The organism is Pseudomonas sp. FW305-70 (assembly GCF_058783925.1).
On record NZ_JBYSYZ010000013.1, the window covers coordinates 82,998 to 106,308 of the forward strand.

General features: G+C 54.9%; 20 protein-coding genes and 1 tRNA gene. 11 read left to right on the forward strand and 10 right to left on the reverse strand.

Annotated features, from left to right (window positions below; genetic code table 11):
• Window positions 1-217: 217 nt before the first annotated feature.
• The 9 genes from AC3WN7_RS12775 (at window position 218) to AC3WN7_RS12815 (ending at window position 10,042) form a co-directional block, all read left to right on the forward strand.
• Complete coding sequence (locus AC3WN7_RS12775; RefSeq protein ID WP_102673927.1) at window positions 218-1,042, forward strand: FkbM family methyltransferase; 825 nt, start codon at window positions 218-220, stop codon at window positions 1,040-1,042.
• A 78-nt stretch (window positions 1,043-1,120) separates the two neighbouring features.
• Window positions 1,121-1,196: transfer RNA gene (locus AC3WN7_RS12780), tRNA-Thr, on the forward strand.
• Window positions 1,197-1,367: 171 nt separating this feature from the next.
• Entirely contained in the window at window positions 1,368-2,690 is a 1,323-nt protein-coding gene (locus tag AC3WN7_RS12785; RefSeq protein ID WP_102673928.1) for a tyrosine-type recombinase/integrase, read from the forward strand.
• 911 nt (window positions 2,691-3,601) lie between these two features.
• Complete coding sequence (locus AC3WN7_RS12790; RefSeq protein WP_102673929.1) at window positions 3,602-4,582, forward strand: integrase domain-containing protein; 981 nt, start codon at window positions 3,602-3,604, stop codon at window positions 4,580-4,582.
• Window positions 4,579-4,854 carry a hypothetical protein gene (locus AC3WN7_RS12795; protein ID WP_102673930.1) on the forward strand — a complete coding sequence of 92 codons (276 nt, stop codon included), beginning with the start codon at window positions 4,579-4,581 and terminating at the stop codon, window positions 4,852-4,854. Before AC3WN7_RS12790 ends, AC3WN7_RS12795 begins: the two co-directional genes overlap by 4 nt.
• 367 nt (window positions 4,855-5,221) lie before the next feature.
• Complete coding sequence (locus AC3WN7_RS12800) at window positions 5,222-6,493, forward strand: N-6 DNA methylase (RefSeq protein ID WP_102673931.1); 1,272 nt, start codon at window positions 5,222-5,224, stop codon at window positions 6,491-6,493.
• 6 nt (window positions 6,494-6,499) lie between these two features.
• Window positions 6,500-8,782 (forward strand): sensor histidine kinase, encoded by a 2,283-nt coding sequence (locus tag AC3WN7_RS12805; RefSeq protein ID WP_102673932.1) that lies wholly within the window; start codon window positions 6,500-6,502, stop codon window positions 8,780-8,782.
• A complete protein-coding gene (locus AC3WN7_RS12810) occupies window positions 8,779-9,414 on the forward strand; it encodes a hypothetical protein (RefSeq protein WP_102673933.1) in 636 nt (211 codons plus the stop codon). The genes AC3WN7_RS12805 and AC3WN7_RS12810 overlap by 4 nt, the downstream gene beginning before the upstream one ends.
• Before the next feature lie 4 nt (window positions 9,415-9,418).
• Complete coding sequence (locus AC3WN7_RS12815) at window positions 9,419-10,042, forward strand: HNH endonuclease (protein ID WP_102673934.1); 624 nt, start codon at window positions 9,419-9,421, stop codon at window positions 10,040-10,042.
• Between the two features lie 216 nt (window positions 10,043-10,258).
• Here AC3WN7_RS12815 and AC3WN7_RS12820 read toward each other — a convergent pair whose 3' ends face one another.
• The 7 genes from AC3WN7_RS12820 to AC3WN7_RS12850 form a co-directional block, all read right to left on the reverse strand.
• On the reverse strand, window positions 10,259-10,969 hold the full coding sequence (locus AC3WN7_RS12820) for an SDR family NAD(P)-dependent oxidoreductase (RefSeq protein WP_007972810.1): 711 nt from the start codon (window positions 10,967-10,969) through the stop codon (window positions 10,259-10,261).
• A gap of 44 nt (window positions 10,970-11,013) precedes the next feature.
• Window positions 11,014-11,670 carry a DsbA family oxidoreductase gene (locus AC3WN7_RS12825; protein ID WP_102673935.1) on the reverse strand — a complete coding sequence of 219 codons (657 nt, stop codon included), beginning with the start codon at window positions 11,668-11,670 and terminating at the stop codon, window positions 11,014-11,016.
• Window positions 11,667-11,888, reverse strand: a complete 222-nt coding sequence (locus AC3WN7_RS12830; protein WP_008046542.1) for a tautomerase family protein — start codon at window positions 11,886-11,888, stop codon at window positions 11,667-11,669. Before AC3WN7_RS12830 ends, AC3WN7_RS12825 begins: the two co-directional genes overlap by 4 nt.
• 264 nt (window positions 11,889-12,152) lie before the next feature.
• The gene (locus tag AC3WN7_RS12835) at window positions 12,153-12,443 is read right to left on the reverse strand and encodes a helix-turn-helix domain-containing protein (RefSeq protein ID WP_095964537.1); all 291 of its coding nucleotides are present in this window, start codon (window positions 12,441-12,443) and stop codon (window positions 12,153-12,155) included.
• Window positions 12,443-12,757: a type II toxin-antitoxin system RelE/ParE family toxin gene (locus AC3WN7_RS12840; protein ID WP_095964536.1), complete on the reverse strand. Its 315-nt coding sequence runs from the start codon at window positions 12,755-12,757 to the stop codon at window positions 12,443-12,445. Before AC3WN7_RS12840 ends, AC3WN7_RS12835 begins: the two co-directional genes overlap by 1 nt.
• Before the next feature lie 166 nt (window positions 12,758-12,923).
• Window positions 12,924-14,210, reverse strand: coding sequence for an OprD family porin (locus tag AC3WN7_RS12845; protein WP_102673936.1), 1,287 nt, complete (start codon window positions 14,208-14,210; stop codon window positions 12,924-12,926).
• 260 nt (window positions 14,211-14,470) lie between these two features.
• Entirely contained in the window at window positions 14,471-15,142 is a 672-nt protein-coding gene (locus AC3WN7_RS12850) for a DsbA family protein (RefSeq protein WP_102673937.1), read from the reverse strand.
• Window positions 15,143-15,405: 263 nt separating this feature from the next.
• On the opposite strand from AC3WN7_RS12850, the gene AC3WN7_RS12855 reads away from it, so the two are divergent.
• Window positions 15,406-17,499, forward strand: coding sequence for a TonB-dependent receptor (locus AC3WN7_RS12855; RefSeq protein ID WP_102673938.1), 2,094 nt, complete (start codon window positions 15,406-15,408; stop codon window positions 17,497-17,499).
• A 177-nt stretch (window positions 17,500-17,676) separates the two neighbouring features.
• Here the strand turns inward: AC3WN7_RS12855 and AC3WN7_RS12860 are convergent, their stop codons facing one another.
• From AC3WN7_RS12860 to AC3WN7_RS12870, 3 genes are all read right to left on the reverse strand, one after another.
• On the reverse strand, window positions 17,677-17,889 hold the full coding sequence (locus AC3WN7_RS12860; RefSeq protein ID WP_007972820.1) for a hypothetical protein: 213 nt from the start codon (window positions 17,887-17,889) through the stop codon (window positions 17,677-17,679).
• Window positions 17,890-18,133: 244 nt separating this feature from the next.
• A complete protein-coding gene (aguA, locus tag AC3WN7_RS12865; protein ID WP_095964532.1) occupies window positions 18,134-19,240 on the reverse strand; it encodes an agmatine deiminase in 1,107 nt (368 codons plus the stop codon).
• A gap of 294 nt (window positions 19,241-19,534) precedes the next feature.
• Window positions 19,535-22,447: an aminotransferase gene (locus tag AC3WN7_RS12870; RefSeq protein ID WP_102673939.1), complete on the reverse strand. Its 2,913-nt coding sequence runs from the start codon at window positions 22,445-22,447 to the stop codon at window positions 19,535-19,537.
• 272 nt (window positions 22,448-22,719) lie between these two features.
• Between AC3WN7_RS12870 and rfbC the strand changes: the two genes are divergently transcribed.
• Window positions 22,720-23,265, forward strand: a complete 546-nt coding sequence (gene rfbC, locus AC3WN7_RS12875; protein WP_095964530.1) for a dTDP-4-dehydrorhamnose 3,5-epimerase — start codon at window positions 22,720-22,722, stop codon at window positions 23,263-23,265.
• Window positions 23,266-23,311 lie beyond the last annotated feature (46 nt).

Here is a 23,311-nt window from a genome sequence, read left to right on the forward strand (position 1 = left end):
ATTTGCGGACAAATGAGAACGGATCCACAAATTCGGCCTAAACCCAGTGCGCCGCCAATGCCATTGTGCATAAGCATTTAACCAAAACGACATAAACGCCTAATCCCGGACCGCAGACAGGGGAAATTGCACCCTTTCATTACTCTTGATATACACACACGCAAGGGCGCCGGCAGTGCGGCCACGAACAAGACCATTCCTCCGACAGGATGCGCCAGTGACGTTCATTTCCTACGCACAGAATTTCGAAGACATACGCCTGTGGCGCGCCCTCAAAACCGTCGAGAACGGCTTCTACATCGACGTCGGGGCAAACGACCCCACCCATGACTCGGTCACCAAGGCGTTCTACGACAACGGCTGGACCGGCATCAACGTCGAACCGATGCCCAACTACTACGAAGCCCTGTGCCAGCAACGCCCCAAGGACACCAACCTGCAATGCGCGGCCGGGGAAAGTGCTGACGAACTGACCTTCTACGGCATCGCCGGCACCGGCCTCTCGACCCTCGACCCGGCCATGGCGAAAATGCACAAAGACGCCGGCATGGACGTTCGCACCCAGACGATCAAGTCCCGCACCCTGAGCTCCATCTGCGAAGAACACGCTCGGGGCCGCGCCATCCACTTCCTGAAAATCGATGTCGAAGGCCACGAAGAAACCGTCCTGCGCGGCATGGACTTCACCCAGTGGCGGCCATGGGTGATCCTCATCGAAACCCCTTGGGCCCGCGACCAGGCCTGGGAAACCCTCGTCACCGACGCCGGCTACCACTCCATCCTGTTCGACGGCATCAACACCTACTACCTCGCCGAAGAACACCTGAACCTCAAACCCGCCTTCGACATCCCGCCGTGCAACCTGGACGAGTTCCAGTTCTGCAAAGGCCACAACTTCAGCCACCCCGTCAGCGATGCCGAACACCAGCTCGCCGCCGCCCTGCAACGCGCCGAACAGGCCGAAGCACAGCTGCGCGCAATGCAAAACAGTCGAACCTGGAAAGCCATTCAGAAACTCAAGAAAACCCTGCTGCGCGCCTGACCCGAAGTCCGCGCAAAAATAGTCAGAATTCAGGGGTTTACAGAACCTATCCAATCGCTATAATCGTCGCCCTGACACGCCGGTATAGCTCAGATGGTAGAGCAACTGACTTGTAATCAGTAGGTCCCGGGTTCGATTCCTGGTGCCGGCACCATACAAGGTTCCAGAGAAGGCTTTCAAAATCTCTGAAACCCCCGAAAAACCCGCCTTCTGGCGGGTTTTTTCGTTTTGGCGTTCCATCGGTTTCCGTCAGAAACTGGTGGATTCCAACCGTTTTAGGGGTAGTGTTAGGGGTAAGGTAATTCGATAAAGGGGGAGTACCCTTATGTCGCGCACCACTGCTCCACTCTCCGATTCGGCTTGCCGCTCAGCCAAGCCCACCGACCGCGCCTACAAGCTTTTCGACGGCGACGGCCTCTACCTTCTAGTCCAACCCAATGGCCGTAAAGGCTGGCGTCTCAGGTATGTCAAACCTGATGGACGCGAAGGACTAACCTCGTTCGGCAGCTACCCCGTGGTCGGACTCGCCGATGCGCGCAACAAGCGCCTAGAGGTCAAACGGATGCTGGCGAAAGGCATCGACCCCATAGAGACCAAACACCAAGCCAAGACGCAGGCTGCAATCAAAGGCCGAACCTTTGAAAGCGCCGCACTGGACTGGCACAAAGCGATGTCTGCCAAATGGGCTCCGGGCCATGCCAAGACCGTCCTGAGCCGCCTCAAAACCCATGTCTTCCCGCTGATCGGCGCTCGCTCTATTGTCGATCTGGACACCCATGACCTGATGCAACCTCTGGAAGCGATCCAGAAGCGTGGCACGATTGACGTCGCTTTAAGGGTACAAAACTACCTGCAAAGCATCATGCGCGAGGCGAAACGTGCTCGACAGATCGCGGCAAACCCTGCCTCCGACCTTGAAGGTTTGATCAAAGCTCCGAGGGTGATTCACCGCCCTGCTTTACCCTTATCGCGTCTGCCTGAATTGCAGGAGCGTATCGACACATACAAAGGCCGCGCACTTACCCGGCTGACGGTCATGCTCTCGCTGCATGTGTTCGTACGCTCCAGCGAACTGCGATTCGCCCGCTGGAGCGAATTCGACCTTAAACGCGGCACCTGGGAGATACCGGACACTCGACCCGCGTTGGACGGAGTACCTTTTTCAACAAGGGGTACGAAGATGGCCGGGGACATCCACCTTGTGCCCTTATCGCCCCAAGCCGTGGCCCTGCTTGAACAGATCCACGCCATCACTGGCGAATTCGACCTGGTGTTTGCAGGCGATGCCAAGCCCTGGAAACCCATGTCTGAAAACACGGTGAACAGCGCACTCAGAAAGATGGGCTACGACACCAAAACCGAAATCTGCGGCCATGGCTTTCGCTCAATGGCCTGTAGCGCACTGATTGAATCAGGACTGTGGTCCGAGACCGCTATTGAAAGGCAGATGAGCCACAAGGAACGCAATAACGTCCGCGCCGCATACATCCACAAGGCTGAGTTCATTGAGGAGCGCAGGCTGATCATGAACTGGTGGAGCCGGTATCTGGAGGCCAACCGGCAGGAGCATGTCACTCCACACGAATTCGCGAACCAGACCGGAGCGAACGTTACTCGCCTAAAAGCAAAACGTGGCGCAACCGAGTAAGCGCTCGGTCTCATATCTCAGTGATCCGCTTGTCCACGCGGGTCCATCCAAACAGGGCTGCAAAGCCGCCCTGCTTGGATGGACCTCACTTAAAAAATCTAAAGCCCACGCAACTGTCTGTGGAAAACCACAGATTTCCACCGGTGGATAATTTCATCCACAGCCGCAGAACTCCCAAAAATTCGAGCCTTGACCCGAATTATCCACAGGCGTAGAAAAGATCGGGCAAAGCGCTGTCGTTGACAGCAACCCCAGGTAGCCAGAACCTTTAAGGCTACGCCACACTGTGGTGGTTCTCCCAAAGTGCGATTAGCGTCCGGCGGCTCGCACGGTCACAGCGATGTGATGGATGCCTACTTTTACCAGTGTGCCCACTGCGGTAACTCATCCCCCTTTCATAGCTGCCCTGCAGCAACCTATCCGCTTGGCCATTCCCGTGCGCCAACCTGCGCCCGTCTCTTTCTCCCGGAAAGAGACGGGCGCTCCTACCACTGCTGCAGCCCAACTCTTACAAGGCTTTGCGGCATTCCCCCTCGTGACAATCGGCGTGACAAACACCGAAATCACCAGCAACAGCGATGCAGATGATGGTGCCGCAGCCCACGGAATGGACTGCACCTGACTGACAGTCAGGCACGCCCCGGTCATCGCATCGCTGCCTTCACCCGACTCAGGATTTCGCGGCGCTGGTCTCGTCAGCCAGTGCAGCCTCCACCCGCCCACTTCTTCGGAAGTGCTCAGGAGGCCAGATCATGAGATGCCCAAGCTCCCGGTCGTAAGGAGCCGCCAGTCCCACGTGAGTGGACAACCCTCACAGGTCGCAGGGGCCTTGATCCCTGATAACACTCAACATTCTTGGCGGGATGACGTGGGGAAAGCTTCAACGGTTTGGTTTCGAGAGGAGTCCGAAAATGGCACTCGTAGGTAGACGGGATGGGCGCAATTTTGGCTATGGCCGACATCTGAGTTATGCCGGGCCGCAAGCGCTAAAAGATCTGTTTGGCGGCGGGCATTACGGCACGGTCAAAGCGCATAGCGATCGTTGGCAGGCGTTCGTGCGCTGGTGTCGGTCGGAGGATGGCCCGGGATTTAATGACGCACGGCAGATTGATCGGCAGACCTTGCTGGATTACGCGGAGCATCTGCGTCACCTGGTTGAGCGCAGCGATCTCGCCATCGCTACCGCACAAAATCGGCTGTCCAGCGTTAACCGAACCATGGCAGCGCTTCGCGGTGATCAGTACGTGAAATTGCCCAGCCCGAGCAAGACGCTGGGTATGCAGCGCACCGGGGTTCGACACTCGGTGCCGCAAGGCCAAGACCGCGAACAGGTTAAGCAGATCATCGATGCACTTTGCAACAATCATCAGCTACGGGCTGCAGCGATTGTTTTGTTGGCGAGAGCAACCGGCATGCGCTTGCGTGAGGCCATCTTGGCGGACCTCCCACGTTTAAGTCGTGAGGCTAAAGAGTTCGGCAAAATTAACATCCAGGACGGTACCAAAGGGGGGCGCGCCGGTGCCTCCGCACCACGGTGGATCGGGGTGGATAACCATGTTCACGAGGCGCTTGGATTTGCAGAGCAGGTGTCGCCTGTGGGTTGCCGCAATCTGATTGCGCCACACGAAAGCTACCTCAACGTTTTGCAGGAAATCATCCGTCCTGCGCGCGTCACCCTCCATGCACACAACCTCAAAGGCTTCCATGAACTACGAGCGGCGTACGCATGTGAGCGTTACGAGCAAATCACCCAGCACCGCGCACCTATCAACGGTGGTCAATGTTGCCAGGTAGATCGGTGCCTGGATCGTGAGGCGCGAGAGCAAATCAGCTATGAGCTGGGGCACGGTCGAACTGACGTCGTCGCGGCCTACATTGGTGGGCGGGTATGAGCAAGAAATTCGACATGGAGCTGTTCTTGGCTGCTGTGCTGACAGGCTCGCACGCAACTCGGCAACGCCATGTGCGGCAGGCGAAAATCATCCAGGCTGAAATTGCAGAACGCTGGCTGCAAGAAACGCCTTGGGGTTGGCAGAGAAAACATGTGGCTTGGTTTCTCGAGCACCGCATGAGCCACCGCAGTGAGGCGACACGGTACTACTACCTGCTAACGGTCCGGCTGCTCGCTCGTCGACTAGACAAGTCATGGGTTTTCTATCTCTGAGCCGGAACTGATGTTATTAGTCACCACTATCAGCAATCGACCAGAAACGGTCCAAAAGAAATGGTTTGCTGATGGCCTAATCATAAGCAATAGCAACCGACCAAACTGACCATGGACACGCCGGTTTCGACTTCGTAATCTTCGGGCAGGCTATGCGCAATGAGAAGATACTCACGCCTCATATAAATAAACTTAAAGCGCATGAGGCCCACTTTGCTGACAATCACGGCTCAAGCAAAAATCTGTGAACATTGAATATCGTATTAGCGAGATGGCAATTAACGCCAACTCTAGGAGGCCGCTTAAAAATGTGCTAACATGCAAAACTTTTTGGATGCTTTTATTCGAGATTTAGAAAAGCAGCGCTATGAATAAATTTAATCCTCACAATCACGCCCTTGAAAATTTTTTCGACTCAATAATCGACACTATTGACCGAGAAGCGCTAGCTGAGCTGGTCAACCTTGACTCAGCTGACTCCGTGCTGAGAACTTTCCTGTCTATCGATGAAATGAGAGAGTTTGGGAGTTTTTTCACTGGCCAAGAGCTTTCCACCTGCGCCGTAGCTGCCTTCAACACACCTATTTCATTAGATTCAATAGTTCTCGACCCAACATGCGGCACTGGAAACCTGCTAATTGAATTTTCTCGAAGGCTAGAGGTAAAAGAGTACCTATCTGAAACTCTACGCCTATGGGGAAGAGTTCTCGTAGGATTCGACATTCACGAATCCTTTATTCGAGCTACAAAACTACGCCTTGTCCTCGAAGCATTAAACCGTGGAGTCATTAAAGACTGCACGATTGATGAGGCACAATTTTTACTATCAAAAATCGTAGTAAAAGATGCCATGTCCGTCACTGCTCAGGATTTGTGCAGAACGACACATTTGCTAATGAATCCTCCATTTTCGAGTTGGGACTCCCCTCGAGAGAATTATTGGAGGATAGGCAAAGTCAATGCGGCCGGCGTTGTTTTCGATCACTATCTACGTCGCGTTCCGCCTAATTGCGCAATAAGCGCAATACTACCTGACGTTTTACGATCAGGGAGTCGCTATCAAAACTGGCGTGATTTTGTCGAAAAAAATATTGACGGCCACGCTGAGATAGCTGGTCGCTTCAATGAGAAAACTGATATTGATGTATTTCTAATACACGGCTCCGCTAAACGCCCCCAGAACCAAACTATCATTTGGTTTCCAAAACAATGCAGAAGCTCCTCTATTTCTGAGCATTACGATGTTTGCATTGGGCCATTAGTAGCATATCGCGATCCTCTTGAAGGCCCATCTTCGCCTTACGCGCATTCCAAAAATACGCCACTTTGGAGTTCAATAACCAATCTTTCGGAAATGCGAAACTTTAAAGGAAGGCTGATTGACCCACCGTTCGTAGTAATTCGACGCACTTCTAGCCCCTCGGACAAATTCCGGGCATCTGCAGCAATAATAAATGAATCATTTCCCGTGGCAGTTGAAAACCATCTTATTGTCGTAAAACCTAGATCCAATAGCCTAGAGGACTGCGACAGGCTAGTAGAAGTTTTAAAATCTAAACGCACAAATGATTTTATTAACAATAGAATCCGTTGCCGCCATCTGACGGTGGGAGTAGTCAAGGACATACCATTATGGTGACTCAATATGATTAAAAGGACCCTCGTCGATGAAAAGCCGTTTGAGTTTTCTGCTAGGGTTACTCTGCAGCTTGGTCGCGAAAGCATCTCCAGTTCGACAGTTGCATTATCAGAGCTTATAAAAAACTCTTACGATGCGGATGCCGATCATGTGACCTTAGATTTCCACTTAAGAGAAAATTCTGTTTCAACCCTAGTAATAGATGACAATGGTAGCGGGATGGATCCCGAAACGTTGCTAGGGCATTGGTTGAAAATCGGCACTGACAATAAGTCAGTAGTAGAGCGCTCTGCCGAGAAATGTAGGGTATTAACCGGTGCAAAGGGCCTGGGCCGTCTCGGCATTGATCGCCTTTGCAAAAAATTAGTGCTTTATAGCAAAACCAAAGAAATGACCAAAGCTATACAGCTAAATATTGACTGGAAACGCTTTGAGAAAACCAATAAATCCTTATCTGAAATAAAACATCCAATTTATGAAGTAGACCTACCTATCACGGATAAATATGGTAGCGTTTTTTCTAACCCTGAGAGCAGTGGGACACGGATGGTTCTCATTGGTCTCAAGGATGAATGGGACCAAAACTTCCTAGATATTCTAGAAAATGAACTGAGGCTTTTAACCTCTCCATTTCAAGCTGAAAATGAGTTCTCTATCAGGCTAAAAATAAGGAAGGGTGAGAGTCAAGTCGATAAGTCATTGAACTCAGAGAAATTTCTTAGCGCAGCCCGTTGGAAAGTCAAAGCCACTGTCGATTCTAATGGCAACGTAGAAGCGTGCTACACCAATAACCAGCAAAAACTCGACATCTTACAGGAACCGATCGCATGGAGCTCCTGGTTAAAAAATAGCGGCTCCGCTCCTCTTTTCGGCCCAGTAAAATTCGAGTTTTACTATTTAGCGCAAGATACTGAAAACCTTAGCAAGCTCAATCTTAAGGTTAGAAACTTCAGGGAGTTTATGCGCCTTAACCAAGGCGTTCGACTTTACAGAGATCACTTTCGAGTCCGCCCTTATGGCGAGCCTTCAGGCAAGGGTGACTGGCTTGACATTGGCTTGAGGAAAGTTTCCAGTCCAGGGGGTCTTTCCCAACTAGGTTGGAAAATAGGCCCAAACCAGATAGTAGGCTCAGTACTTATTTCTCGAGAAACTAATGCTATTCTCAACGACCAAGCAAACCGAGAAGGCATAGTAGAAAACAGCGCTTTCTTTCAGTTACGTACATTCTTACTAAAGGTTATTGAGACCTTTGAGACGCTTGTACAAAAAGATGCTAGCAGCGATGGGAAGCTAGACCTATCTACTGAGCTTGCAAGAATTTTAAGCAAATCAAACGAAGACGTAGAAAATGCAATAGAGGACCTAAAAAAGACGGTCTCCTCTATAAGTCGCAAGAAAAAACACAAGAAAAAATCGCTCTCCCCATCTCAGCTCGTAGCTCAACGGCTAAGCCATCTTGAAGCACTTAGACACAAGCAAAGTCAGGCCGAACAAGAATATTTAGATGCATTGCGTGCAGAGAAAAAAGAACTAGAAGAGCAAAAAAATACGCTTTCAAATTTGGCGTCAATTGGTATTCTCACAATTAGCTTCGGGCATGAAGTCCGACAGCACTCTGGATTTGCTCTAAATGGGTCTACTCGAGCATTGGCATATTTAGAAAAACTAGACAATCCTGATGGCCTACTAGACCCCCCTATAGATTGCATTCAAATTGCTAAGGACGGGGCCAAATATGTGGACAACTTCTCAAGGTTTGCCATTGAGAATATTAAGCCTGACAAACGCACTCGAAGAAAGGTAAATATCTCAGACGTATTTAAATATGTGTTTGAGATCTTTTCTGTCACGCTTGACAAAATGGGAGTTTCGTCTCAGATAACTAATCATACAGACGGGGCTGCCTACGAAGTTTTTGCGTTTGAAATAGACTGGGAAAGCATAGTCATAAACTTCATGACTAACTCAATCTGGGCAATTGAAGCACAAAAGCAACGCCAAAAATCAACTATCCGTGTAGACCTATATGAAACTGATGGAGAAATCACTGTCATTTACACGGACTCAGGAATTGGCTTAGAAGCCGGTACTGAGGAGTCGATTTTTATACCGATGAATAGCGGTAAAAGAGATGGTCGTGGTAATGTTATCGGGACCGGCATGGGGCTTGCAATAGTCAAGACTCATGTCGAAGACCATATGCTTGGATCTATTAGTGCGACAGCGCATAGTGACTTAGGAGGGGCCGAGTTCACTATCAAAGTCCCCATTAGAGGAAAGAACAAATGACAAGCAAGGAAGTAATTCTTTTCATTGACGATGAAAAAATGTCAAGGACCTTGTATCGAGGAACTTTGCAAGACATTTATGGCGACGAATATGACGTGCTAGCTATAGAGCCATCTCCCACCATTTCTGCCATGTTAGCTACAATTGAAAAATTCGAGAGAGTAGTTTCAATTGTTATAGATGAAAAATTACATGTCGAAGTTGGCGCCGATTACAAGGGCTCTCAGCTTGTCACAGCTATACGCTTGTTAGACGCAAAGCTTCCTTTATACATTCTAACCAGCGAAATGGGGCTGATTGAGCCTCCATTTGGCTCGGTTGAATATATAATAGACAAAAGCAGGGTTGAGCAGCCTGCTTACAAAGAAGAATGCTCCATCCTAATGCGTCGCCATATTAATTCATTCAATGAAATAAAATCCGCTAGAAATATTCGTTTTGATGAGCTACTTAAAAAATCCATAGAAGATAGTCTTTCACCGGAAGAAATCGAAGAATACAACGCACTAGATTTTTTGCGGGTTCGCCAAGTACTGACTACAGAGGCAATAGTCCCTTCTGAAGAACTGAGCAAACAAGAACAACTGCTTGCGGAAATTGAAAAACAATTAAAACAATTGAGCGGCGAATAACATTATGTTTTTCCCCAAACTTTCTCGCCGTAAGATCGAAGACTATTTTAGCAATCGTAAAGATTTTTATGCCGATTACAGATCAAATTATGAAAAGATTTCCGAGGACTGCCAACAACGATGTGTTTACTGTGACATATCAGTAACCGAGCATGGCGGCGACGAAATGCATCTAGATCATTTCCGTCCTCAAGAACACTTTGAAAAACTATCTACGCACCCATACAACCTACACCTATCATGCCCTAAGTGCAATGGACTAAAGACTTCGGATTGGCCTTGCTCCAAAGAAGATGGCGCTCTGACCTTTATAGGAAAAATCGGCTACATTGATCGATTTGAGCGTCATATTGATGAGTTCTTAAAGGTGGAAGACACAGGCCACATCACCGCATTAGCTGGGCCGGTGGAGTACATGATAAAAAAAATGCACTTAAACCGAAGCAGTAGGGTTAACATCAGAAGAAAGCGACTCATAGAGTATAGAAAAACTCGCACTTTAGAGGGAATTCTACGTCTCACCCAATCTCTGACCACAGCAGAGGTCGAAGGACGGCTAACTAAAGAGCAGACATCAGAGAGGCGCAAACAGATAGATGCTTTACTGCTAAGCTATTCAAAGCTTTGAAAAGCGAAGCCTGAAACTATTCTTTTTTATACTACAACGAATCAGCAATAATATTGAAAAGGATAGTTTTAGAGATAGCTGGAATTCCTACCAAGAAAATAACTCGCTACTACAGTTAGTTAAAGATCTTTTCGACTCCTGGTGCCGCACCATACCAAACAAAGCCCCTGCAGAAATGCAGGGGCTTTGTTGTTTCCGGGCTTTGAAAAATCGCTTTCAGTGACCCGCGCTCTGACCACCATCCACGTGCAGGATTTCGCCAGTTACAAACTTGGCGCCGTCCAGATACACAACCGCCTGCGCAATATCATCGACCTCGCCCATGTGCCCGACCGGGTGCAGATTGCCCAGTGCTTCATGGGTTTCTGCGCCGTGCATCGGCGTCTTGATGATGCCCGGGCTGACCGCGTTCACCCGGATTCCGCGCTTGGCGTATTCGATGGCCAGGGATTTGGTGGCCGCGTTGAGGCCGCCTTTGGTCAGCGAAGCCAAGACCGATGGCACACCGTCGATGGCGTGGTCCACCAGGCTGGTGGTGATGTTGACGACGTGGCCGCTGCCTTGCTTTTCCATCTCGGCGATGGCGAGTTGGGTGATGTAGAAGAAGCCATTGACGTTCACCGACAGCACATTGGCGTAGTCTTCTGCGGTGTACGCGGTGAACGGCTTGGCGATGAAGATCCCGGCGTTGTTGACCAGGGTATCGATGCGACCGAAACGGGACATCGCTTCACGGATGACACGCCGGGCGGTTTCCGGTTCGCCGATGTCACCGGCCACGGTGAGAATGTCCGGATCGGTGGATGGCTTGATCGAGCGCGAAGTGGCGACGATCCGGTAACCGAGTTCACGAAAGGCTTTGACCATACCGTCGCCGAGACCTTGGGATGCGCCGGTGATGACGATGACTTTTTTCGAAATGCTCATGATGAAGACCTCTGACAATTAAAAGTGGGGGTAAAAATCTGTAATCAGGCTTCAGCCGATGCCTTGGCCATTTCTCTCAACATCTGTTCGTAGTACTCGACCGATTGGGAGCCGGACACCAAGTGGCGACCGTTCAGCACCATGGCCGGGACCGAATTGATGCCGCGCTGCTGGTAGTACGCTTCAAGCTCCCGCACCTCAGCGGCGAACGCACCGGACGCCAGCACCCCTTGTGCAGCTGCACCGTCCAGCCCCGCTTCAGTCGCCAGACTCACCAGTGCCTGGTGATCGCTCGGGTTCTGGCCTTCACTGAAATAGCCCCGCAGCAGCACCTTCTTCAGCTCGACTTGCCGCCCTTCCTGCAACGCCCACAGCAACAAGCGGTGTGCATCAAAGGTGTTGTAGAAATGCGTGCGCTTCTCCAGATCGAACTTGAAGCCGATGGCCTCGGCGCGAGCGATCTGCATCGCCTTGCCGGCAGCGACGTCGTCGGCGGTTCTCCCGTACTTGCGCATCAGGTGCTCGACCGCTGGCTCACCTTCGGCCGGCATGTTCGGGTTCAATTCGAACGGCTTGTAGATCAGCTCGACCGAGACTTCCCCGGCCACGTTCTCGATCGCCTGCTCCAGCGCCGTCGCCCCCAGCGCGCACCAAGGGCACACCACATCGGAGATGAAATCGATGGTGACGGAGGACGTCATGACTGCCCCTCCGCCTCAGCCAGTTGCTTGCGGTACTGGGTGGTGGTGATTCCGGCGTAACCCCAGTTATCGGTGTCGACTTCCTCGATCACGATGTGGGTCAGGTCAGGGCGCTTGTTGAGGACGCGTTCCAGTGTTTCAGTGATTTCGGCGATCACCTGAGCTTTCTGCTCAGTGGTAACGCCATCGCGAGTGATGCGTACGGTTACGAAAGGCATGAGGGCAACTCCAGTGACCTTCCCGTCGGGATGATGGGAGAGGCGTTGGAGATGAATGTATGGGGTTGGCGGGAGGGGATAAAGGTGGGGACGGGAACTTCATTCGTTACGTGGTGTAATGAGTTTGGCATACCGAAAATACAAGACTGCAAGGCTCATCCGGGTCAATGCGACCCGCGTCCAACAAAAAACGCAGCCTTGGGAGGCTGCGTTTTTTGTGACGGGGGCTGGAAACGCCGCAATCATTAAACTGAGATTGACTGATCAGTAACCCAACGCTGCAAGTACATGCTCCGGGTCATTATGAATCGCTCGCAACAACGCACGGGCAGGCCCCTCAGGATCACGACGTCCTTGCTCCCAATTGCGTAACGTTCCCACGGGAACATCAATTCTCTTGGCAAACGCTGCCTGGGAAAGTCCCGTGGCGAGGCGAATTTTTTTAACCTGTGCAGCATCGACATGGAATTCGCGTGATGGCTCTCGCTCACCTCGGTCGATCTCATCCATCTGCGTCATGCTTTCAACAAGACGATCGAAGAGATTTTTTTCCATTATTTCCATCCTTTATTGATGGCACAAAGAACTGCTTTTTCTCTATCCGAAAGGGTGTCTTGAATCCCTTTCCGGTAAATCAGTAGCAAACGTATCTGAAAAGCAGAGGTTACGTGATAGTAGATCACCCTTACGCCACCGCTCTTGCCCCTGCCATGCGCGGCCCAGCGAATTTTTCTAAGCCCGCCAGTGCCCTCGATCAAAGCGCCTGCCTCGGGATGCTCGGCGAGATACTGCTGAAATTCTCCATATTCGTGATCGCCCAGATGACCTGGAAGGTCAGCGGTAAAAATCGGCGTCTCGATGAAGACCATGCAGTCCCTGCTATGCGTCAATGGCGTATAGCATGAATTCTAGGTGTCAGGATAGTTAAGGGCAATTAGTCTTCCATTTCAGCGTTTTTATTAAAAAAAAGCCCCGAACCAGTCGGGGCTTTTTCTTTCTCAGCCTCTGATCAGGCCTCGATACCACACCCCATCATCAGAAGATGTTGATCGGGTAATCCACAAACACACGCACTTCATTGCCGCTGACGTTGTACTCACTCGACTTCTGCGACACGCGCAGCACCGAGCTGCGCAGTTTCACGCTGAGGTCTTTGGCCGGGCCGCTTTGGACGACGTATTTGATCTGGTTGAAAATCTCGCGCTCGGTGCCGCCTTCGCTGGTGGAGGTGGTGATGTTGTCACCGCGTACGTAGGCGAAGTTGTAGCTCAGGCCCGGTACACCGAAGGTACTGAAGTCCAGGCCGTAGCCCAGTTGCCAGCTTCGTTCGTCTTCGGCGTTGAAGTCGGACCAGTAGGAGTTCGCCAGGTAGATGGTGTTGCCACCGTCGCCGATGCGACCCTGGTCTTTCTGGTAGCCGCCGTAGGCGTAGCCCAGGTTGCTGTCGCCAGTGCTGCGCTGGTGCGCGAGGGTGAACGAGTGCGGGCCGGTGATGAAGGTGGCCGCCAGGCTCCAGATTTTGTTGTCGTCGCCGGTGATACCGTTTTCGCGGACGTAGGATTCGTCCAGCTTGGTGCGGTAGCCGTTGAAGTCCAGGGTCAGGGACTGATCCTTGTCGATCGGGAACACGTAGTTGGCGTTCACGTATTGCTTCTTCAGCACGTCTTCGACGTCGGAAGCGTACAGCGCGGCCTTGAATTGTTCGGTGAACTGGTAGCTACCGCCCAATACGTTGATCGACTTCAAGCCACCACTGTCACGGCCTTCAGCGCTTTTACGCGATTCGGCGGTGAAGCGCCCGGCGTCCAGTTGCAGGCCATTGATCTCCCTGGAGGTGATCAGGGTGCCGGTATAGCTTTCCGGCAGCAGGCGCGAGTTGTCGTAGCTCAGCACCGGCAGGGCCGGCATCTGGTCGCCGTAGGTCAGGGTGGTGCTGGACAGGCGGAACTTGATCGCTGCGCCGCCCTTGGACAGGTCGTCCGCCGGCTGGCCGCTGTCGCCCTTTTTGAAGAAATCGATGCCTTGCGCGCCGCTACGGTCTTCGCTGCGCTCCAGGTTCAATGCGTACAGGCCAAAAGCGTCGACGCCCACACCCACGGTGCCTTGAGTGAAGCCGGACGAGAACGTGCCGATGGCCGCCTGGCCCCACTCGGACTTATCCGGGTTGCCGTCTTTGTAGTCACGGTTGATGTAGGCGTTGCGCAGCAGCACTTTGAGGCTGCTGTCTTCAACGAAACCCTTTGATTCGGCCTGGTCGTTCGCCATGGTCTGTGTAGCGCTCAACATCCCCAGAGCAATCAGGCTGATTCTCTTGTTCAACATTTTGTTTTTTTCCTTGATACGGTTGATACGCGCTGTGTCGAATGGCCGAAACGGCGCTATTGCGCTCTTATTTCAAGGCGAAAACAAAAAGGCCCGCCCACGATTTCTCGCGGCGGGCCTTTTATTGTTTTTGAGTCGTGGCGGTCGGCCACAGGCGTTGGGCCGAATCGTAGCTGCGCCCTTAACGAGGTGTCAATTTCATGAATCTTCTAGAAATAGGCGAAAAACGTCTAAGAAACTGCTTTACGCGGCAGAAATATTCAATCCGCGCAGCCTTCGAGAGCACAGGCTGCTATGGTATTGGATGAGTGCTGCTCCGGCAGCGACTGACTCAGCCATTGCGCAAATGCCTGAGGTTTGCCCAGCCATGGCCCGATATCGATCAGGGTGAATTGGCCATTGTGTTCAAGTACCAGGGTCGGAAAACCCTGCCCGCCCACCTTGGCCAGCAAAGCCCGGCTGTCCTTGATATGGCCCTCGGTGTCGGCTGCCCCGAAGGCTCTTTCGAAGGCTTGAGGCTCCAGCCCCATACCGTTGGCCAGTTCAAGCAGTACCGACTCGTCGGCGATGCGGCGCCCTTGCACGTAGTGAGCGCTTTGCAAACGCCCCAGCAACTCCAGCCCGCGACCTGCCATTTGCTCGGCAGCCAGCACCGCAGCGATGGGTGGAGCCGAGTCGAACACGGCACTGTGATCTCGCAGCAAACCTTCGAAATAAGCTTCACCGAACGGCTGCCCGCTGTATTCGGCAATGCGCCGGTCATGGGGCATGACGTAACTGCGCAGTTGTGGCGAAACCCTTTGCCGATTGGTCCCCGTCATCATGCCGCCACCGTGGGCAAGCACGGGCAGCACAGCCTGGGCGGCTTGCACCAGCGGTTTGGCGCCGTAGCACCAACCGCACAACGGGTCATAGATGTAGTGCAGGATCATGGGAAAGCTCCGACAGAAATTCAGGAAAATTCGATGTCGGCAGATTAGTGCCGTAGCAACCCCGGAAAAACGCCGGATCCGCTTTCAGTCTGTTGCTTGAATCGGTCGAATGACTGCGTAAACCCTTTGTATCGACTCAGAAATAATTCGAAACAATCAAATGAGACAAGTTCTCAATAACCACTAACGACAGCAAATGACAAGCATTACTATTCGCGCCCTTCAGATGCTTCAACCTAAAAATCCTACGGATGCGTTCTTCAATGCCTGCCCCTTTTCGCTTTGCGCCCTACAGCCTTGGGCTCTCTGCCTTGTTGTCTGCCGGTTTTTCCTTCGCTGCACCGACCACCTTGCCTGCCACATCGATCAGCGCCGAAGCTGAAGCCGACGACCCGCGCGTGACACAAACCAACACGGCGACCCGGACCGCCACGCCGGTGCGCTACGTGCCACAAGCCATCGACTCGATCAAAACCTCGAACGTGATGGATTACGGCACCAACGATCTGGGCACGGCGCTCAGTGGCATCCCCAACGTCAGCAGCGGTGCCGACACACGCTTCGACAGCCTGCGCATCCGCGGTTTCGACGCCAGCAACGATTTCTATCTCGATGGCATCCGCGACGACAGCCAGTACGTGCGCGACTTGCACAACATCGAACGCATCGACGTGTTAAAAGGCCCTGCCGCCGTGTTGTATGGCCGTGGCAGCCAGGGCGGGATCGTCAACCGGGTGAGCAAACTGCCCGAGTTCGGTCGCCGCTCGACCCTTGAAGCCCAGGGCGGTAGCGAGGACTTGCGCAGCCTGTATGCCGACCTCAGCACCGATCCTTCCGAAAACATCAGCCTGCGCCTGAACATGGGCAACATGGACGAGAACAGCTTTCGCGATGGCGTGAGTGGCAATCGCCAGCTATTCGCACCCTCGATGAGCTGGCAGCTGACACCCGACCTGAATTGGTTGGTGCAGTACGAATACAGTCGCTACAACCGCACGCCGGATCGTGGCGTCCCCGGCGTAAATGGGCGCCCGGCCGACGTAGGACGCGATACCACCTACGGCAGTGAAAACGATTTCATCGACGACAAGGCGCAATCCCTGCGCTCGAAACTCACGTATGAACTGAGCGACAACTGGCAGCTGCGCCAGACCCTGGGTGTGTTCAAGCTCGACAGCGATTTCGACAATACTTACTTGAGCGGCTATGTCCCGGCCAGCAACAAGGTCACGCGCCAGCACTGGCAGCAGGACCTGAATACCCGCAACCTCTACAACAACGTCGAGCTGGAAGGTGGCTTCGATACGTTCGGCCTGGAGCACCGCCTGCTCACCGGCATCGAGATCGGCAGTCAGCGCCGCGATCCGCTGCTGTACACCGCCGCCACTTCCGGGCCGGGCAGCTCCCCGGTGCCGGCGCTGGACCTGTACGCCCCCGACCGCAATTTGCGTCATACCGGGCGCATGGTGGTGTCGAGCAACACCCATACCGAGGTCGAGAGCCGGGCGGTGTATGTGCAGGATCAACTGCGCCTGAACGATCAATGGCAGTTGCTCGCCGGCCTGCGTTACGACACGTTCGATATCGAGTCGACCAACAAGGTGCGCAACATTTCCGAAGACCGTGACAGCCATAGCACCAGCCCTCGCGTTGGCGTGGTCTGGACGCCGCTGCAAAATCACTCCTTCTACGCGTCCTGGAGCAAGACGTTCTCGCCGGTCGGTGGTGGCTTGATCGGCATCACCCCGGGTGCGGCCGGTAACAGCAATGACCTGAGCCCCGAGCTGACCAGGCAGAAGGAAATCGGGGTCAAGAGTGACTGGCTCGATGATCGCCTGAGCACCACGCTGGCCATCTACGAGCTGGAGCTCTACAACCGCCGCACCAGCGATCCGAACAACCCGACCATTACCCTGCTCTCAGGGCTGCAACGTTCACGTGGTATCGAGCTGACCGCTGCCGGCAGAATTACCGGCAACTGGTACGTTCGCGGTGGCGTGGGTCTGCAGGACGCAACCATCGAAAAGGACAACAACGGCCTGGAAGGCAAGCGCATCAACAACGTGGCCAAGCACAACGGCAGCCTGTTTCTGACCTGGAAACCGGAAATGGGCTGGTATGCCGAAACCGGTTTGACCCTGGTGGGCGACCGCTATGCCGACAACCTCAACACCGTCGTGTTGCCGGGTTATGGCCGCTGGGACGCCTTGGCGGGCTTCCGTCAGAAGGATTGGGATTTGCGCGCGGCGTTGAACAACATCAGCGACAAGACGTATTACTCGTCGGCGACCAGTGCATTCCAGATCCAGCCGGGGGCACCGCGTAGCCTGGTGGTGACGGGCACCTACAGCTTCTAGACACCACAAAACCTGTGGGAGCGGGCTTGCCCGCGAAGGCGTCGTGTCAGCCGATGGCAACGTTGCAGACACACCGCTTTCGCGAGCAAGCCCGCTCCCACAGTGTTCAGTGTGTTGAAAAAAAAAGCGCTGCCATCCCGGCAGCGCTTTTTCTTGATCAATCCGTTGTTGTTCTTCTTATCCTTCCATTACATCCCACAACGCATCCAGTTCCGCTTCGCTGAACAAACCAGCAGGGTAACGCTCGATCATTGTCCGGCGCGGATCAGTTTCACTGATCTGACGCATTCCATTGGACTTGAACCAGTGCGCCAGAATCTGGAGCGATTCGCTGTTTACGGCCAGGGGATGCAACGCCTTGTCGCTCACTACGTTCACTTCGGCGTTCATTTCAGCGCTCTCTCCCGGTTTGTGAGCGGCTAACTTATCCAAGGTTTATGACAGAACATCGAAGTCCTCCCCCTCCCCGAGTTACCACAACAGAGATACAAGAGCTGTGCCAAGGTGTCTGAAGTGTGGCCTCGCGGATACAAAAAAGCCCGCAACCCTGAAGGGCTGCGGGCTCTGCGCATGGCGGGAGGCTGATTTACAGTTTGAGAAATTTCGCAATCAACTCAAGATGTTACAACCTCACTCACTCCTTGTGCGGCGCGGGTTGCTGCTGGGTAAGGCAGTGAATATTGCCGCCCCCCAGTAACAGTTCGCGACCAGGCACCATCACCACTTCATGCTGTGGGAACAGGTTCTGCAGGATTTCCTTTGCCGGGCCATCCTGCGGGTCGTCAAAGCATGGCGCGATGATGCCGCCGTTGACGATCAGGAAGTTCACGTAGGAACCGGCCAGACGCACAGTCGGGTTACGTTCCTGAGTACCATCTACCGGATCGACGCCGGCACATTCTTCCTCGGTCGCAAACAGCGGGCCCGGGATCGGCATTTTGTGCACCGTGAACGGGCGACCCTTCGCGTCGGTGCTGCCTTGCAGCACGTTCATCGCCGCCTGGCAGCGCGGGTAGTTCGGGTCCTGCGGATCATCGGTCCAGGCCAGCAGCACTTCACCCGGCCGCACGTAGCAGCAGAAGTTATCCACATGGCCGTCGGTTTCGTCGTTGAACAAGCCATCCGGCAGCCAGATGATTTTATCCACAGCCAGGTTCGCACTCAGGACCGCTTCGATTTCTTCACGGTTCATGTGCGGGTTGCGATTGCGGTTGAGCAAGCACTCTTCAGTGGTGATCAGCGTGCCTTCACCGTCGACGTGAATCGAACCGCCTTCAAGTACGAAGCCTTCGGTGCGGTAACGCGGGCTGCGTTCGATCTCGAGGATCTTGCCGCCGACCTGCGAGTCACGGTTCCACGGCGAATACAGGCCGCCGTCAAAACCGCCCCAGGCATTGAAGTCCCAGTTCACGCCACGGACTTCGCCACTGTTATTGATGACGAAAGTCGGGCCGGAGTCGCGAACCCAGGCGTCGTCACTGGACATTTCCACTACGCGAATATTCGGCACGTCCAGACGGGCACGGGCGTTTTCGTACTGGCCGGCTGAAACCGCCACGGTGACCGGCTCGAAACGGGCGATGGCCTTGGCCACGGCCACGTGGGCGGCCTGTGCCGGTTTGCCACCCAGGCGCCAGTTGTCCGGGCGCTCAGGCCAGATCATCCAGGTCTGGGTTTGGGGGGCCCATTCGGCTGGCATGTAGAAGCCGTCGGCGCGAGGGGTGCTGTTCAACGTGGTCATGACTCAGGACTCCGGAGTGGCGTTGATGCCTGACAGAAAAGAAAGCGCATGGGTACACGCCGTGGACTGGTCACTTTATATCCGATAAATATCGGCTTTTAAAGCACCGTCAATCCGTAGCTACAAAAATAATCGACAAAAAGCCGATATCAATCGAATTAACACCACCCTTCCTGTGGGAGCGGGCTTGCTCGCGAAGAGGCCGGTACATCCGACGCAAATATTGAGCCTGGAATGCCGCTTTCGCGAGCAAGCCCGCTCCCACATTGGCCCGCATTTACAGGGGGAATGTGTTTACAGGCCTTCCGCCAGCACCTTCGACAGCATGTCCACGAAGAAATCCACGCTCTGGCGCGAAGTGACCATCGGCGGCTTGATCTTGAGGATGTTCAGGTAATCGCCGGTCGGTTGCATGAAGATCCCCAGCTCACGCAAACGATCACACAGCGCGGTGGTTTCCTCGGTGGCCGGCTCCAGGGTTTCGCGGTTGCGGATCAACTCGACGCCCAGGTAGAAACCGGAACCGTGCACCGCGCCCACTAACGGATGAATATCGATCAACGCTTCGAGGCGCTGCTTGAAGTGACCGCCAACGACCTGAGCGTTCTCCCAGAGCTTTTCCTCTTCCATCACGTCCAGCACGGCCATGCCGACCTGACAACTGACCGGGCTGCCACCGGCGGAGGAGAAGAAATAACCCTCGGCCTCCAGCGCCTCGGCGATTTCCCGGCGGGTGATGACCGCGCCCAGTGGCTGGCCGTTGCCCATGCCTTTGGCCATGGTGATGATGTCCGGCACCACACCTTGCTCTTCGAAGCCCCAGAAGAAATCGCCCATGCGTCCGTAGCCGACCTGCACTTCGTCGGCGATGCACACGCCGCCTTGGGCCCGGACCATGCCATAGACTTGCTTCAAATAGCCTGGTGGCAGCGAGATACCGCCGGCATTGCCGTACACCGGTTCGCAGATGAAGCCGGCCAATTGGCGTTTCTGTTCGGCGATTTTCGCCAGGTTGTGCTCGACGCTGCGCACGTAATCCGGCGCACTGTCGGGGCCGCGGAACTCACCGCGATAAGTGTTTGGCGCGGTCACCGGATGTACCCAGTCCGGGCGGCTGCTCAAGGCTTTGGGGTTGTCGGCAATCGAGGTCGACACCGAGTCCGCGCCCACCGTCCAGCCGTGATAGGCCTCCAGCACGCTGAGCATGTCGCGGCCGCCGCTGTAGGCCCACGCCAGGCGAATCGCCAGGTCGTTGGCCTCGCTGCCGCTGTTGACCAGGAACACGCGGTCCATGCCGTCAGGGGACAGTTTCAGCAAGCGTTCGGAGAACTCGGCCACGGCCGCGTAGTTGAAACGCGAGTTGGTGTTGAGCAACGACCACTGGCGGCTGGCGACCGCCGCCATGCGCGGATGACCGTGGCCCAGTACCGCGACGTTGTTGAGCATGTCGAGGTAGGAACGCCCCTGCATGTCGATCAAATGGTTGCGCCAGCCACGCTCGATGCGCGGCGGGTCGACGTAATAATGTTTTTGCGTACGGGCGAAACTGGCGTCACGCCGGGCCAGCAAGGTCGCGCCGTCGAGTTCTGCTTCGGCATCACAGGCCAGCCCCAGCAGTGCCGCGGGTGATGGGCACAGTGCCTGCCAGGCAGCGGCGCGCGATGGCGTGCAAAACAACGGCGCATCGATCGACGCGCCACGGCTCAACTGCACGATCAACGGCCCGCTGACCGAACCCAGTACCTGGCCTTTGACCAGTGCCGCGCCACTGTGCAGCGACGGCGTGACACCCCAAAGCCGCACACTCAATTGCGGGCCGTCCAGTTGCAGCACGCCCGTCGACGGGTGGTGCACCACACCGGCAAACGGTGCTTCGACCGTCGTGCCCTGAGGTACACGCAGTTCAACGTGCAAGGGGCAAGTGTCCGGTTCGGTGGCGCTGTCCGGGCGGGTGTGGGACAGGCGGTACTGTCCATAGCGACTGGCCGCCAGACCATGAGCCACGGCCGCTTCATCCAGCAGGCGCTGATCGACACCCTCCTGCTCCCAGTTCCCGGCCTCGAAATGCGGGCTGAGCACCCCCAGATCGATCAAGGCGAACTCTCGCCCCACCAGACTTGGCAACAGCGGTGCAAAGCCTTCACTGCCGATGGTGGGCAGGTTCTGGCCGACGGCAGTGAGGATCGCCGCTTCCATCAATGCCAACGGCACCGACGCGGCCACCCGGAAGATTTCCCATTCATGGACCAGGTTATCGCGACTGTAGGCATTGCCCGGATCGATGCTGACCTGCTGTTCGCCACTGAGCACCAGCACCGCCGCACGGGCGACGATCAGCGGCCACAGCGCCAGCAGCTCTTCGTGTTGCAAGGGGTTGACCGCGTGGTACGCCTGGATTGCCGGCAAAATGCAGAACGGATCGCCCTCGCCATGATGCAGCAGCGCGGCGCAGGTGACCGACAGATCGGTAATGCGCCAGGTACGCACCAGGTCACCAAAATCGATCACGCCTTGCAGTTGCCAATGGCGTTGCGCATCGCGCTGCCACACCACGTTGTCGTCGGTGATGTCCATGTGAATGGCCTGCACCGGCAGCCTGGCTTCCAGCGGCTGCAAATGCCGCTCGGCTTGTGCAGACGCTTCGACGATCAGTTTGCGCTGGGCTTCATCCTTGATCACCGGCAGCAAGTGCGCGATCAGGGCGTGAGCATGGCGGGCGTCCCATTGCAGGGTTCGCACCAGGCCCGGATGGTCGAAATCCGCCAGGGCCAGGTCCATTTCACCGCACAGGCGACCGAAACCGGACACCACCGTCGGGTTGAAATGACCGAGGCTCGTCAGCGGCTGGCCTTCGATGTAGTCGAGCAGACGAACGTGCACGGCCTGGCCACCCACGTCCAGAGACAGCAGGTCTGCACCGTTTTTCGCCGCGATAACACGCGGCACATGGACATCGGGGTGCGCGCCCAAATGCTTGAGCCCGGCATGCTGTGCCTGAAGCTCAACGACCGAGTAGTCGCCACGGCAGATTTTCAGGACGAAACGTCCCCGCTCGCTGTCGACGCGGTAGTTCAGGTCTTGCTGGCTGCCCAGGGCCTGAAGTCTGCCGCTGAACCCGTAATGTTCTTCCAGGAGCTCTAGCGCTTGCTCCGCAGACACCTGCGGGCTGGGCAAACTGGCGCGATGAATCAACGTGGCGAGCGGCATACAACAACCCCTGAAATTTTATTAGGCGCCTATATCGCCACTGCTTCGGGCGATACGCAACCCCCCGCAAGCTGCTATGAGGGCATTTGTGGGAGCGGGCTTGCTCGCGAAGAGGGCGTGTCAGTCACATTCAGGTTGCCTGTCACTCCGCCTTCGTCGGAACGCCGCCCGGAGCAAGCCCGCTCCCACAGGTTTTGGTTCTGGCACTCGCCTCGAATGGCACTTTGCGCAAGAATGGCGGCCATTAAACGCATGCAACTGGAGAGCCCACCATGAACGTAGTGACCACCGACCTGCCCGGTGTTCTGATCCTCGAACCCAAGGTCTTTGGTGACGAGCGTGGTTTCTTCTACGAGAGTTTCAACGCCCGGGCCTTCAAAGAGGCCACCGGGGTGGACACTGAGTTCGTTCAAGACAATCACTCCCGTTCGCAGAAGGGTGTACTGCGCGGCCTGCATTACCAGCTGGAAAATACCCAGGGCAAACTGGTCCGCGTCACCGTCGGTGAAGTGCTGGACGTCGCCGTGGACATCCGTCGCAGCTCGCCGCACTTCGGCAAATGGGTCGCCGTGCGGCTGTCCGCCGCCAATCATCGGCAGCTCTGGGTCCCGGAAGGCTTTGCCCACGGGTTCGTCGTACTGAGCGAATTTGCCGAGTTCCTGTACAAAACCACCGACTACTACACGCCATCGGCCGAACGCAGCATTCGCTGGGACGACCCGGACCTGGCCATCGACTGGCAACTCGAAGGCACACCGCAACTGTCGGCTAAAGATCAGGCCGGCGTGTTTTTCAAGGACGCCGACGTCTTTGCCTGAAAGACCGGCTGAAACTCGCCTTTCAAGATGCCGCTGACCCAAGGCG